Origin of the sequence: Dermabacter sp. HMSC06F07 (genome assembly GCF_001807345.1) — a bacterium.
In the GTDB taxonomy this organism is placed as follows: Bacteria; Actinomycetota; Actinomycetes; order Actinomycetales; family Dermabacteraceae; genus Dermabacter; species Dermabacter hominis.
Window position 1 is genome coordinate 120,341 of record NZ_KV788570.1, and the last position, 14,642, is coordinate 134,982.

The following is a 14,642-nucleotide window of genomic DNA, read 5'->3' on the forward strand; positions in this document are numbered from 1 at the left end:
GGACGTGAGGGCTGGGCGAGCGGGTAGTGCCCGGCCGCCCGGAGGGATAGGGAGTCCGACGCCGAAGTAGTTTTTGCAATGGTTTAGTTTCTTAAAGATCGTTTCTGACCAGGGTTTCTTTTGCGCGTGGCGCTGGTAGGGTTGTCGTATGGCATCACTAAATCCTCTTAATTGGCCTGTGCTGAGGCAGGCCAAGTCTCGCGATGTGTTGGGGCTCGGCCCCACCTCCCAGTCGCCCACGTATCAAGACCTCAAGGCGCGCACCACGACCGCCGATAAGGTCGTCGAGAGCGTGTGCCCCTACTGCGCTGTTGGCTGTGGCCAGCGCATTTACGTCAAAGACAACAAGGTCATTCAGATCGAAGGCGATCCGAACTCGCCCGTCTCGCGTGGCCGCCTGTGCCCCAAGGGTTCGGCGAGCGAACAGCTCGTGAATGCTCCCGGGCGCGTGACCGACATCCTCTACCGCGCTCCCAAGTCGAAAGAGTGGGTCAAGCTCGATCGCGAGACCGCGATGTCGATGATCACCGAGCGCTACCTCGAGGCGCGCAAGAAGCACTGGCAGGATACCGACGAGCACGGCCGCCCCGTGCGCCGCACGCTCGGTATCGCCTCGCTCGGTGGCGCGACCATCGATAACGAGGAAAACTACCTCATCAAGAAGCTGTTTACCGCCACGGGCGCTATTCAGATCGAGAACCAAGCCCGCATATGACACAGCGCCACGGTTCCCAGTTTGGGATCCTCGTTTGGGCGCGGCGGAGCCACGCAGCCGGTGCAGGACCTCGCGAATGCGGACTGCATCATCATCCAAGGCTCCAACATGGCCGAGTGTCACCCGGTCGCTTTCCAGTGGGTTATTGAAGCGAAGCTTCGCGGCGCACGTGTGATCCACGTCGACCCGCGCTTCTCGCGCACCTCGGCGCTTGCCGATAAGTACATTTCGACCCGCGCAGGCGGCGACATCGTTCTGCTCGGTGCTCTCATCAACCACGTCCTCGAGAACAACCTGTTCTTCGAGGAGTACGTGAAGCACTACACGAACGCTTCGACGCTCATCAGTGAGGACTATCAGGATCCCGAGGATCTCGATGGTTTCTTCTCGGGCTTCGATCCCGAGACTGGCGCGTACGACCCGTCGAGCTGGCAGTACGAAATGGACGAGGAGAAGAACCTCCCCGTTCGCGACGAAACCCTGCAGCACCCGCGTACCGTCTTCCAAATCCTCAAGCGCCACTTCAAGCGCTACACCCCCGAGGTTGTGGAGAAGGTTTGTGGCGTGAGCCAGGAAGACTTCGCGTACATCGCCGAGTCGATTGTGAAGAACTCGGGTCGCGACAAGACGACCGCGTTCTGCTACGCCGTGGGCTGGACCCAGCACACAGGCGGCGCGCAGTTCATCCGCACAGCCTCGATTCTCCAGCTGCTCATGGGCAACGTGGGCCGCCCCGGTTCGGGCATTCTCGCGCTTCGCGGGCACGCCAACATTCAGGGCGCGACCGACATCCCGGCCCTCTTCCACATCCTCCCCGGCTACCTTCCGATGCCGAAGGCTGGCGTGACGGACACGTGGGAGACCTACCTTGATTCGGTGGGCACAAAGAAGCAGAAGGGCTTCTGGGCGAAGTCGGAGGAATTCACCGCAAGCCTTCTCAAGGCGTGGTGGGGCGAGTCCGCGACTAAGGAGAACAACTTCCACTTCGACTACCTGCCGCGACTCACCGGTGCGCACGGTACCTACCAGACCCTGCAGCTCATGCTCCAGGACAAGGTGGACGGCTACTTCGTGCTCGGCCAGAACCCCGCGGTCGGGAGCTCGAACGGTCGCTTGCACCGCAAGGCGCTGAGCCACCTCAAGTGGCTTGTCGTTCGCGACTTCAACATGATCGAAACGGCCACGTTCTGGAAGAACGGTCCCGAGATCGAAACGGGCGAGTTGAAGACCGAAGACATCGACACCGAAGTGTTCTTCATGCCCGCCGCGAACCACACTGAGAAGGCCGGTTCGTTCACGCAAACGCAGCGCATGGTGCAGTGGCGCCACCAGGCGGTCACGCCGCCGGGCGATGCCGAAAGCGAGCTGCAGTTCTTCTTCGATCTCGGCAACCGTATTCGCGAAGCCCTCAAGGATTCGGACGATCCTCGCGATCGGCCCGTGCTTGACATGACGTGGGACTACCCGCTCGATGAACACGGCGAGGTCGATGCCGAAGCTGTGATTCGCGAGATCAACGGGTATTACACCGAGGGTGAGAACAAGGGCAAGCCCCTTGCGAAGTTCGTCGATATGAAGGCTGACGGTTCCACCGCCGGTGGCTGCTGGATCTACGCCGGTGTGTATGCCGACGGCATCAACCATGCGGCGGTGCGCGAGCCCGCCGATGGCCGCCCCTACACCGAAAGGGAATGGGGCTGGGTGTGGCCGGCCAACCGCAAGATCCTTTACAACCGCGCTTCCGCGGACCCCGAGGGCAAGCCTTGGAGCCCGGAGAAGGCATGGATCTGGTGGGACGAAGACCAGGAGAAGTGGGTCGGTCACGACGTCCCCGACTTCCCCGTGGGCCTCAACCCGAAGGCACGCCCCGATGCGACCGTGGGTGGCCCCGCGGCGCTTGCCGGCGATGACGCGTTCATCATGCAGCCCGACGGTAAGGGCTGGCTGTTCGCACCGAAGGGCATGATCGATGGCCCGATCCCGACTCACTACGAGCCCGTGGAATCGAAGCTGCCGAACATCATGTACCCGCAGCAGAACCAGCCGACTCGCGTGGTCATGCCTCGCGAAGAGAACCTCACCGCGCCCGGTTACGGTGAGCCTCTGCAAGAGGTGTACCCATACGTGTTCACGACGTACCGCCTCACCGAGCACCACACGGCGGGCGGCATGAGCCGCTGGCTTCCGTACCTCGCCGAGCTTCAGCCGGAGATGTTCGCGGAGGTCTCGCCGGAGCTCGCCGAAGAGGTGGGTGTGAAGAACGGTGAGTGGGCAACCCTCATCTCGCCGCGTGCCGCGATCGAAGCGCGAGTACTTGTGACGAAGCGTTTCAAGCCGCTCAACGTGAACGGCCACACCGTGCATCAGATTGGTTTGCCGTACCACTGGGGTGTGGGCGAAGACGCGATCATCACGGGTGACGGCGCGAACGACCTGCTCGGTATCACGATGGACCCGAACACCGGCATCCAGGATTCGAAGTACTCCTCGGTGGCGATGATTCCGGGTCGCAGGCCGCGTGGCCCCGAGCTCGTGGACCTCGTGGAGAAGTACCAGCGCGAGGCTGGTATCACCCTCGACACGGGCATGCAGCGCGTCACGGTTCCGGCGAAAGACGCGGGCATCGAAGAGACGAGCCCCGAGCAGGATGCGAAGGTCGCCGAAGAGACGACCCGCGGCTCGAACAGCCCGGGCTTCACGGGAATCGCCGCATCGAAGCCCGGCTCGAAGGAAGCTCAGCGCCGCGCCGACAAGGTCGACGAGGACACGGAAACCGGGTCCAACGGCCAAGACGGCGAGACCGGCCGCACGAGCATGGTCAACGACAACTCCCAAGCTTCCCACGATGAGAATGGAGGTGTGTGATGAGTCTTCTCAACACGACCGCTGACCCCATCTCCGTTTCGGGGTGGGAGCACACGCACGACCGTAAGGGGTTCTTCACCGACACGTCGATCTGCATTGGCTGCAAGGCCTGCGAGGTCGCGTGTAAGGAATGGAACCGCAATCCCCAAGACGGCAACTTCGAGCTGCTCGGCTCGTCGTTCGACAACACGGGCTCGCTCGGTGCGAACACCTGGCGTCACGTGGCCTTTATCGAGCAGTCCGAAAAGCGCATCGAGCAGGCCCGCGAGTCGGGTCGCCAGCTCGTGAACCTTGGCATGCCGAAGATCGGCAAGAAGCCGCCGAGTGAGCAGCAGCCAAAGCACACGGACGAATTCCGTTGGCTCATGGCGTCGGATGTCTGCAAGCACTGCACGCGCGCGGGCTGCCTCGATGCATGTCCCACGGGCGCGCTATTCCGCACGGAATTTGGCACCGTCGTTGTGCAGGCAGACGTCTGCAACGGCTGCGGTACGTGTGTGTACACGTGCCCGTTCGGTGTGATCGAGCGCCGCGACGACGGCACCGTGTCACCGAAGACCGACCGCGACGACCGCCCTCACCTCGAACAGGACATCCCGAATAAGGGCACGGCCAACAAGTGCACGCTGTGCTACGACCGCCTCAAAGACGGTCAGCAGCCCGCGTGTGCCCAAACCTGCCCCACGACGTCGATCAAGTTCGGTGATCGCGAAGACATGGTCGCGAAGGCCAAGGAACGCGTGAAGAAGCTCCATGAGGAGGGCATGACCGAAGCCCGCCTCTACGGCGCAAACTCGAACGACGGCGTGGGTGGTCTCGGCTCCGTCTTCCTTCTCCTCGACGAACCGGAGGTTTACGGTCTTCCGCCGGACCCGCGCGTGGGCACGATGGACCTGCCGAAGATGTATGGTCGCGCAGCCCTCGCAGCCGGTGCAATGATCGCAACGACCGCCCTCATGTTTGTGGGAGGTAAGAGGAAATGAGCCAGAACGAGTTCGATAGCTACCGCCCGCCGCAGCCGATGCGCCGCAAGCGTCGGCCTGAAGCAACCAAGTATGACGGCGCCCGTAAGCGCGGTCAGAACCGTATGGGCGAAGTCTCGATGGTCGAGGACGTCCAGTTCACGAGCTACTACGGTCGTCAGATCGTCAAGGCGCCGCCGTGGGAGTACCCGATCGGCGTGTACCTCTTCCTTGGTGGTGTCGCCGGTTCCTCGGGCCTCATCGCGCTTGCCGCGGGGGCGACCGGGCGTGAGACGCTGCGCCGTAACGCGCGCGTTGGCTCGATCGTCGCGCTCGGCATCGGCACCGTCAGCCTCATCGAGGACCTCGGTCGACCAGAGCGCTTCTTGAACATGATGCGCACGTTCAAGCCGACGAGCCCCATGAACCTCGGTACGTGGATCATTTCGGCGTACGGCGTGAACGCGGGTGTGACATTTGCGAATGAGTTTGACCGTATGACGGGGGAGAAGCTCCCCCTCGGTCCGCTTCGCAAGGTTGCGCGCGCTTTCGAGAAGCCTGCGGCGTGGGGCCAGGCGGCGACGGGTGCTCCGCTCGCGGTGTACACCGCGGTGCTGCTCGGTGACTCGGCGCTTCCCGCCTGGAATGGCGGAAAGTTCTCGCTTCCGTTCCTGTTTGCATCCTCGGCGACCCTGGCCGCTTCGGGCACGGCGATGCTGTCGACCCCGCTTGACGAGATCGGTCCCGTTCAGCGCCTCGCACTCGCGGGCGTTGCGGGCGATATGCTCTCACTGCGCGCGATGAAGAAGGAAATGCACCCACTCGAAGCCGAGCCGCTGGAAATCGGCGATGGTGGCAAGAAGATGCACATCGCCGAGAAGCTTCTCATCGCGGGCGCCGTCACGGGCCTGTTTGCGAAGAAGCATCGCGCGATTGCTATCGCCTCGGGCGCGTGCCTTGCCGCGGCAAGCGCGTTTACACGTTTCGGCATCCTCGACGCGGGCTTCCAGTCGGCGCGCGACCCCAAGTACACGGTGATCCCGCAGAAGGAACGCCTCGAGCGTCGCCGTAAGCACGGCATCGTGGACGATTCGATCGTGACGGGTCCCGAGACCGACTAGCGTCCTCTGGATTCCATAGAAGTTGTGGGGGTTATGGCCAAGTGCCATAGCCCCCACTTTTTCGTGAGCCGCATCGGCTTAGATCGAGTCGCGGCAGCTCAAACCCCCGTAACCCCTATGCAATTCACGGAAGATCGAGGGCGGACTCGTACACTGTGCGGGCCTTTCGCTCAGCTTCTTCCGACGGCGCCTAGCGGACCTGGACGCTGCCTGCGGGCGCGTCGTCGCTCGCGGCCACGATCTCACCGATGACCGGGTACCCGGGGATCTCTCCCACGACGAGGAGGCCGCCCGAGGTCTGCGCGTCGGCGAGGAACAGCAGATCCTCTTCCGTGATGCTTGCACCTGCGCGAATCGAGGGCCGCACCCAGTCGAGGTTGCGCCGAGTGCCCCCGGAGATGAATCCACCCGCAAGCGCGTCGAGCGCATCGCCCATCGCCGGCACGGCCGCGCGCTCAAGCACGGCGCTCACACCTGAGGCACGCGCCATTTTGTGCAAATGCCCGAGCAGGCCGAATCCGGTCACGTCGGTTGCGGCCTTGGCGCCGGCTGCAAGTGCCTTCCGAGAGGCTTCGGCGTTGAGCGTCGTCATCCATTTCACGGCTTCGTCGATGCTCGAGCCGGTGGCCTTGTGGCGGTTGTTCAAAAGACCGACGCCGATCGGTTTCGTGAGCGTAAGCGGCAGGCCAACCTCGGCCGCATCGTTGCGCAGGAGAGCGTCGGGCTTCGCGATGCCCGTGACCGCCTGACCGTACTTCGGTTCGGGATCATCCACGCTGTGACCCCCGATCACGGGAACCCCAGCCTCGCGCCCCACGTCGAGACCCCCGCGCAGCACCTCCGAAAGCATCTCCATGGGGAGTTTTTCGCGCGGCCACCCCACGAGGTTGATCGCGACAACCGGCTCGCCGCCCATCGCGTAAATATCTGAAAGGGCGTTCGCCGCAGCGATGCGACCCCAGTCGTAAGGATCATCGACGACGGGCGTGAAGAAATCCGCAGTCGACAGCACCGCGAGGTCGCCACGCACCTTCACCGCGGCGGCATCATCGCCGTCGTCGAGACCCACGATCACCGAGTCGAACGTCTGACCGGTGAGTGCCTTCACGGCATCCTCGAGCTCGCCCGGTGGGATTTTGCACGCGCAACCGCCGCCATGCGCCATCGTGGTGAGGCGTGGGTAGTTGCTGAAGTCGGGTTTGTCGGTGTTCTGGGGATCCTCGTTGATGTTCATGCGTTCCACTTTAAGCGTTTTCACTGGTAAATTCGTGCTTGGAGGCGTACGTGTCCTGGTGGGCGCCCCGGTCTTCAAAACCGGTGATATCGAGTAGCTCGGTATGGCGGGTTCGATTCCCGTCCGCCTCCGCCAAGCTTTCGCGCCTCGCCTTTGTGGGCGGGGCGCGCGCGTGGCACGTGGAGTTCTGGTCCGACGCCTGCCACGCCACCGCGATCCCGAGTTTTGAGCGAAGGTGCCCCGCGACATGTCACGAACCGCGTCCCCGGTAGCAGGCGACGATCCACGACGGCGGATCCCACGGACCGATGCTGTACTCGCGCTCGATGAGGTCGAACGAGCGAAGCAACGCCTTGGGGAAGAGCGCGTACGCGATGTTGTGCGTGACATGCAGAGTCGTGCCCGGGCGGGGGAAATCGCGCCGGAAGACGTCGAGGGCGCGGTGATCGCCGCGCTCGAGGGCGTGCACGCGTGCGCGTTCACGCCCGTGCTCAACGCAACGGGAGTCATCGTCCACACCAATCTTGGGCGTGCCCCTCTTTCACCTCAGGCGATCAACGCCTTGGAAGCCGCTGCTGGCTACGTTGATGTCGAGTTCGATCTGGCAACGGGCCTTCGCGGGAAGCGCGGCGTTTCGACGCGCGAGGCGCTCCTCAAGGCGTGCCCTGCAGCGCAGGACGCGCTTGCGGTCAACAATGGCGCTGCGGCGCTCTCGCTCATCGCGACGGCCCTCGCCGGTCCAGGATCGGGCAAGCGGCGCGAGATTGTATTGAGCCGCGGTGAGATGATCGAGATCGGCGCGGGATTTCGCCTCACCGAGCTCATCGAGTCGACGGGTCCCGTGATCCACGAGGTCGGCACGACGAATCGCACGCATCTTGCCGACTACGAAAAGGCCCTCGGAGAAAACACAGCCGCGCTCCTCAAGATTCACGCGAGCAATTACGTCATCAAAGGCTTCACAAGCGCTGTTGGCATCGCTGAACTCGCCGATCTCGCGCACGCCCACGATCTCCCGCTCATCGTCGACATCGGTTCGGGGCTCTTTTCCCCGGAGCCGCTGCTTCCTGATGAGCCAACGCTCACCGAGGCCCTTGAAAGCGGCGCGGACCTCGTGCTCGCAAGCGGCGACAAGCTCGTGGGCGGCCCCCAAGCGGGGCTCATCCTCGGGAAGAAGGAGTGGGTCGAGCGCGTGGCCCGCCACCCTCTCGCGCGAGCGATGCGCGCCGATAAACTCCTGCTCGCCGCGCTCGAGGCTACCGTCGGAGGACCCACGCCGCCCGTGCTTGAAGCGCTTCACACCGACCCCGACGCGCTCAAAGCCCGCACCGAAAAGCTTGCGCGTGCAATCGACGAGCGCGTGAACGTGACGTGCGAGGTTGTTCCGCACGACGGCCGCGTCGGCGGGGGAGGCGGTGCAGAGGTTCCGATCCCGGGATGGGCACTGCGCGTGCCCGAGCATCTGGCGAGCGAACTGCGCGCGCTCGAACGACCAATCATTGCGACCACGCGCGACGGCGCCTGTCTTATCGACGTGCGTTGCATTCCCGAATTCGAGGATGCTGAGCTTGCGAGCGTGATCGCCGCGCTCATGAAACGCTAGGAGGGACGCATGCACGTCATCGCGACCGCTGGGCACGTTGACCACGGCAAAAGCACACTGATCCGCGCGCTCACCGGCATTGAAACAGACCGCTGGGAAGAAGAGCAACGCCGCGGGCTCACAATCGACCTCGGCTTCGCGTGGTGCACGCTCCCCTCGGGGCGCGGCGTGAGCTTCGTGGACGTACCCGGCCACGAGCGCTTCATCGGCAATATGCTCGCGGGACTCGGGCCCGTGCCCATTGTGCTCTTCGTCGTTGCCGCAGATGAGGGCTGGAGCGCGCAGTCGAGCGACCACCGCGACGCCGTCAAGGCCCTCGGTATTTCCCACGGCATCATCGTCGTGACGCGCGCCGATCGCGCCCCCGAACGCGTCACTACCGTGATTGCCGAAGCACGGCGCGAACTCGCCGACACAGGCCTTGCTGATGCACCGGCATGCGGTGTCTCGGGTGTGACCGGTGAGGGGATCGATGAGCTGAAGCGCGTGCTCGATGAACTCGTGGCAAGCGTCGCAGCTGCATCCCCGCATGAAAACGTGAGGTTGTGGATTGATCGGTCCTTCACGATCGACGGCGCAGGCACGGTCGTGACGGGAACCCTCGGTTCCGGGAGCGTGCGCGCGGGCGATGAGCTCGAGCTCGTGAGCACCCGCCACGGCGAGAGCGAGCCGCGAGAAGTGAGCGTGCGCGGCGTGCAGTCGCGCGGCGCGAGCGAGGAGGTCGTCGAGCCAGTGAGCCGCGCGGCCCTCAACCTTCGCCAAATTTCCGCGAGCGAGATCCATCGCGGCGACGTGCTCCTTACACCCGGCGCTTTCCACCTCACGCGTGTCGTGGATGTGCGCAGCGTAAGCGGAGACAGCCTCGACGATGTGCCGCGCGAGACCACGATCCACGTGGGAAGCGCGGCCGTGACCGCACGCGTGCGCCCCCTCGGCGCGGAGCACGCGCGCCTCACGTTTGATGTTCCTCTTCCGCTCGTGATCGGCGATCGCCTCGTCATGCGCGGCACAGGTGAGCGGGCTGTTCTCGGGGGCGTGCGCGTTCTCGATGTGGACCCGCCGGAACTGCGCAGGCGCGGCGCGGGGAGCGCGCGTGAAAGCGAGCTCGAGCACATGAGCGAGAGCGGGGACGCACGAGCTGAAATCGAGCGGCGCGGCGCCATGCGCGAAACAGACCTCAGGAAAATGGGCTTTGAGGTGGCAGGCACGCTCGAAGGGTGTGTGTCCGACGGTGGCTGGCTTGTGAGCGCAGCTTTCCTCGACCGCGGTGCCCGCGCGCTGAGAGAACGCGTTGCGGCTGCCGCTAAGACAAATCCCCTTCGTCCGGGGCTTTCCCGAAAAGAAGCGGTCGAAGCCCTCGCGCTTCCCGCCCTCGAACTCCTTCCGATGGTCGTGAAGAAGTCGGCGCTCATCGAACGCGATGGGCTCATTGTCGATCCGGCGATCGAAGCGGGGCTCGGCGAGGCAGAAGCGAGCGTTGCCGCGCTCGAAGCGAAACTCAAAAATGATCCGTTCAACGCGCCCGAACTCGGCGATCTCGCTGACCTTGGTCTCGGCGCGAAAGAGCTCGCGGCCGCGGCGAAACAAGGGCGGCTCCTGAGGATCGGCCTGCCGAGCGACAACCTCGTTCTTCTACCCACCGCGCCCGCACTCGCGATGCGCGAACTCGCAGCGTTACCGCAGCCGTTTACGACCTCTGAGGCGCGCCGGGCGCTCGGCACGACCAGACGCACCGTGATTCCGCTCCTCGAGCATCTCGATAAAAAGGGGTGGACGCGCCGCCTCGACGCGGGGCATCGCGAGATCGTCCGCTAACAGCGCTCTCCCCGCACCGAGACTTTTCTCTGGAAGGCTCGTAGGTCAAGCGCGTCCTGAGGCCGCGGGGCGCGTCAGGAAGATGTACACCGTGACAGCAGTGGCGGTGAGAAGCGGCCAAACAATAAGGGGAACGGTGATCGCGCCGATATCCGCGAGTACACCCCCGAGAAGCGCAGCGAAGGGGACAGTGCCCATTGTTAACATGCGCATCGCAGCACTCGCACGACCAAGGAACTTCTTGTCAACGACCTTCGCTATGTACGAGAACCCTGCGATGTTGGCGACGGTAAGGGTGAAAGCCCAACTCGCAGATTGAACGAGGAAGAGAATATGAGCCCAGTTCGGGATCATGAGTGCCAAGAGCGGAAGGCATGCCACGAGCGCTTGAATAATGGAGCTTGAAATGTAGAGCGTTCGTAGCGGGACGGATTTCACGATCGCGGGAGCGAGCGATGCTGCGAGGATTCCTGCGATCGCCGACACTGTTCCGAGGATGCCGAAGAAGGGCATGCCAAGATCCAAAATCCTCAGAATGACGACGTTGACCATCGAGTCGCCCAAGGCGAGCCCAATGTTGCCAGCTGAAATCAGGCACACAGCGCCGAGAAGAAAGCGATTACGACCAAGGATGCGGAAACCGTCGGTGAGCTTCTGAGAGAGAGTCCGTGTGTCGTTCTCGAGTTCAGACTCATCACTGCGATCGTCCGCGACGTGCGGGGCGCTAGCGTGATGAGTCGTGCTCTTGATCGGGGTTAAGCGCTGCAGAATACGCCAAGCGAAGACCAGAGCTAGAACGAAGAAGAGCGCGGCTGCTCCTGTTGCCGGAGTAGGGCCAAGGAACGCCAAGGTGAATCCGGCTGCTGCCGGTGCGATGACTCCTGCAATGGAGTCTGCCATTGCCATTCTGGAGATGGCAGTTTCTATCTGGCTGCTGCTTCCGGTCAGAAACGGCACCACGCTCGTTTGAGCACCTTCCGAGGCGATTGCGGAGATTCCGAGGAAGAAGACGAGAGCCATAAAGAACACGGGACTCGTGATCTCAAAAGTGAGACCGAGGCACAAGAGCGTGCCGAGCAGAACCTTGAGAGCAAGAGAAATCGTCAGAATCGTTTGCGGTCTGTAGTGGTCGACCAGAAGTCCAATGGGGAGCGCAAGGAAAAGGGCAGCTCCCGACTCGAGAAAATCCAAGATGCCGATCTGGGTCGTAGAAAACCCCAGGAGCGAAATCGCGATAATCGCTATGGAGGAGTCAATGAATTCACGGCCGACGGCGTCACTCGCATTAGAAACTTGGAGGGACCGCAGGAGCCGTCGTTCCGTATTCTCGCGTTGCACGACTTTGCGCTCCCTTCACTCAGAGCAAGAATCGTACGTTAAAAGCGCTCTCCCCGCACCGAGACGGGCTCGGACGGGGAGAGGACGTGTGGATGCGGAGTGCGTGTTTAGACGAACTCGATTGTCGAATCCGCGTGGCCGAGGATCACGACCGGCGTGATCGCCTTGTAGCCCGCGGCTTCGATCTTCGCGCGATCGAAATCCACAAGCGGCTGGCCCGCGACGACTCGATCGCCGTTCTTCACGTGGAGCGTGAAGCCTTCGCCGTTCATCTTCACGGTGTCAAGGCCCACGTGGATGAGAACCTCGGCGCCGTCATCGAGCGTGAGGGCTACGGCATGGCCGGTGGGGAAGGCCTGCGAGACAACGCCCGCGGCGGGAGCCACGACCTGGTTTCCGCTCGGATCGATCGCGGAACCGCCGCCGAGGAGGCGATCGGCAAATGTCGAATCGGGAACGTCCTCGAGCGAAACGACCGTGCCCTCGAGGGGCTGGCGCATGCGCACGAGTGCGAACGCGGGCTTGTCCGCAACGGCGGTCGCGGTGGAGACCTCCGCTGGTGCGGCGGCAGCGGCGGTCGAGCCATCGGCAGTTCCGACGGTAGCCGGCTCAGCAATGTTTTCCGCATCCGCGGGCGCGGGAGGCTCGATCGAACCGTCCATGAGACCGTCCATCGCGTCTTTCACAAACTGCACGTTGAGGCCGTAGATCACCTGGTAGAGGTTTCCTCCAGGCTTCATGACGCCTGTTGCGCCAGCGGCCTTGAGGGCTTCCTCGTTAGCGAGAGACACGTCGTTGAGGCTGAGGCGAAGGCGGGTTGCGCAGTTCTCGACCTCGTCGATGTTTGCCTTGCCGCCAAGAGCCTTGATGAAACGGTCGGCAGTGACGATGTATTTGTCCGCACCCGTGGCACGAGACGAGCCTTCTTCGTCATCCTCATCTTCGTCGGCACCGCGGCCTGGGGTCTTGAGGTCCCACTTGAGGATCACGAAACGGAACACGAGGAAGTAGATCACGAACCAGATGGCGCCCATGATGAAGATCGCCCACGGGTTCATCGAGAGAGGGTTCACCCACTGGAGGATGAGGTCGATGAAACCGCCCGAGAATCCGAAGCCCGAACGGACGGGAAGGGCGGCAGTGACGCCCATCGAGATGCCCATGAAGATCGCGTGGATGAGGTAGAGACCTGGCGCGAGGAACATGAAGAGGAACTCGAGAGGCTCGGTGATGCCCACGAGGAATGCGGCGAAAGCGGCGCCGATGAGGATGCCGCCCGTGGCCTTTTTCTTCGACGGCTTCGAGGTGACATACATCGCGAGCGCGGCGCCCGGAAGGCCCATCATCATGATCGGGAAGAAGCCCGTCATGTACTGGCCGGTCACGCCGCGCGTGCCGTTGCCGGCAAGGAAGTTGTTGAGGTCGTTCACCCCTGCGATATCGAACCAGAACACGGCATTGAGGGCGTGGTGGAGGCCGAGCGGGATGAGGAGGCGGTTGAAGAAGCCGTAGAGTCCGGCGCCAACCGGGCCGAGCGTAAGCATCCACTCGCCGAAAGCGACGAGTCCACCGAACACGAGGGGCCACACGAACATGAGCACAAGCGCTGCGGCTAGCGACAAGAGCGCCGACATGATCGCGACTGAACGCTTACCCGAGAAGAACGCAAGGAAGTCGGGAAGCTTCGTATCTTTGAATTTCTCGTAGCTCCACGCAGCGATGAGGCCGCAAATGAGAGCGACGAACACGTTGTTGACCTTGTCGAACGCGGGATCAACCTCGGCAACGTCCTTCAATCCCTGGAACTTCATGATCGTCTCGGGCTTGAGAAGGGAGGTCACCGTAAGCCACGAGGTGAGACCAGCGAGGGCGGCAACGCCGTCCGCCTTCTTCGGCATGCCGATCGCGACACCGATGGCAAAAAGGAGAGGGATGTTGTCGACGAGAGCGCCGCCCGCCGCAGCGAGGAACGCACCGATGACGTTGTTGGGGTCGCCCGTGGCTCCGGCAATCCAGTAGCCAAGCCCCGAAAAGATCGAGGCAACGGGGAGCACGGCGACCGGCAGCATGAGGGACCTGCCGAGCCGCTGGAAGAATTTCATCACGAGACATCACTCCAAGGGGAAAAGTACGCGCATCCTCGCGCGGCTGAATGCGAGCGTGATTACGCCCGGGTGAGCAATATACTACGTGGCTTCGGCTAGTGAAGTAGTCAGCGGCGACGTGCGTGAGTTAGGTCCATGTCCCACGAATAGTGCTCGGGGAGCTTGGGCAGGTCCCATGCGGGGTTCGGGAAGAAATACTCAAAGCCCGCATTGAAGGGGTAGCCCCACGCTTCGATGTCGCGTTCGGCCTCGCGGCCCCATGCCCGGATCTGCTCCGCCATATCCCGGCTAAAGTAGCCGATCCGTTCGGCACCCTCGAGTTCGTCCTCATCCTTGTAGTGGTAATCGTGGCGGGGGAGCACCACGAGATCGAGAACGAGATCGCGCGAACGCACCCCTTCCTCCGTGCGCTCGAGCGAGGTCTCGAGGTTGACGTAATAGCAGCCGAGAGTGCCGTCGTCCTTATAGAACAGCCACACCGAATAGGGCTTATCGGGAAGCCCAATCATGAGGATGCCGTTACCGGTCCATAGCTGTTTTGATTGTGTTCGAGGAGCGGTAAACATGCCCTCGTCGCCCGCGCGCCTGAGCGGGGCGCCTGATTCGAGAACGGGAAGGAGAACCTCCGTGCCCGGGGCGATCCACACGACGATGCCGCGGTCGTCATCAATGACGACGGTTCCCGGCCGCACTGTGATGGTTTCGTGTGCGTGCGTGTAGTACGTCCAGGTCACGTGGTCCCCAGCGGACCAACGCTTCTGGGTATTCATGACTCTTCCGTGGCCCCTTAGCCTCCCGGGTGCTCCGCGAAGGGCCGATTCCGCAAAGTCACATGGTTTCCGGAAGGGGAAACGAGTATGGCTCGAGCCTACCGGAGTAACGGC

General features: G+C 63.0%; 8 protein-coding genes, 1 tRNA gene and 1 pseudogene. 6 read left to right on the forward strand and 4 right to left on the reverse strand.

All coding sequences use genetic code 11. The annotated features are described in order from the left end of the window. Positions 1–148: 148 nt before the first annotated feature. The 3 genes and pseudogenes from fdnG to nrfD form a co-directional block, all read left to right on the forward strand. Positions 149–3,331: pseudogene (gene fdnG / locus HMPREF3157_RS01210) on the forward strand (formate dehydrogenase-N subunit alpha); the annotation flags it as partial. 248 nt (positions 3,332–3,579) lie between these two features. Continuing rightward, complete coding sequence (locus HMPREF3157_RS01215) at positions 3,580–4,563, forward strand: 4Fe-4S dicluster domain-containing protein (RefSeq protein WP_070435283.1); 984 nt, start codon at positions 3,580–3,582, stop codon at positions 4,561–4,563. Next, a complete protein-coding gene (nrfD, locus tag HMPREF3157_RS01220; RefSeq protein ID WP_070435284.1) occupies positions 4,560–5,663 on the forward strand; it encodes an NrfD/PsrC family molybdoenzyme membrane anchor subunit in 1,104 nt (367 codons plus the stop codon). The genes HMPREF3157_RS01215 and nrfD overlap by 4 nt, the downstream gene beginning before the upstream one ends. A gap of 190 nt (positions 5,664–5,853) precedes the next feature. Here nrfD and selD read toward each other — a convergent pair whose 3' ends face one another. Beyond that, entirely contained in the window at positions 5,854–6,897 is a 1,044-nt protein-coding gene (selD, locus tag HMPREF3157_RS01225) for a selenide, water dikinase SelD (RefSeq protein WP_070435368.1), read from the reverse strand. Positions 6,898–6,937: 40 nt separating this feature from the next. Here selD and HMPREF3157_RS01230 point away from each other — a divergent pair. The 3 genes from HMPREF3157_RS01230 (at position 6,938) to selB (ending at position 10,315) form a co-directional block, all read left to right on the forward strand. Next, positions 6,938–7,032, forward strand: a tRNA-Sec gene (locus tag HMPREF3157_RS01230). A 112-nt stretch (positions 7,033–7,144) separates the two neighbouring features. Next, on the forward strand, positions 7,145–8,500 hold the full coding sequence (gene selA, locus HMPREF3157_RS01235; RefSeq protein ID WP_070435285.1) for an L-seryl-tRNA(Sec) selenium transferase: 1,356 nt from the start codon (positions 7,145–7,147) through the stop codon (positions 8,498–8,500). A gap of 9 nt (positions 8,501–8,509) precedes the next feature. Further along, positions 8,510–10,315 carry a selenocysteine-specific translation elongation factor gene (gene selB / locus HMPREF3157_RS01240; protein ID WP_016664235.1) on the forward strand — a complete coding sequence of 602 codons (1,806 nt, stop codon included), beginning with the start codon at positions 8,510–8,512 and terminating at the stop codon, positions 10,313–10,315. Between the two features lie 45 nt (positions 10,316–10,360). On the opposite strand, the gene HMPREF3157_RS01245 is transcribed toward selB, so the two are convergent. From HMPREF3157_RS01245 to HMPREF3157_RS01255, 3 genes are all read right to left on the reverse strand, one after another. After that, on the reverse strand, positions 10,361–11,653 hold the full coding sequence (locus HMPREF3157_RS01245; protein ID WP_070435286.1) for an MFS transporter: 1,293 nt from the start codon (positions 11,651–11,653) through the stop codon (positions 10,361–10,363). Between the two features lie 107 nt (positions 11,654–11,760). Then, positions 11,761–13,755, reverse strand: a complete 1,995-nt coding sequence (nagE, locus tag HMPREF3157_RS01250) for an N-acetylglucosamine-specific PTS transporter subunit IIBC (protein WP_070435287.1) — start codon at positions 13,753–13,755, stop codon at positions 11,761–11,763. A gap of 110 nt (positions 13,756–13,865) precedes the next feature. Continuing rightward, positions 13,866–14,528 (reverse strand): ribonuclease FAU-1 family protein, encoded by a 663-nt coding sequence (locus tag HMPREF3157_RS01255; RefSeq protein WP_070435288.1) that lies wholly within the window; start codon positions 14,526–14,528, stop codon positions 13,866–13,868. Positions 14,529–14,642 lie beyond the last annotated feature (114 nt).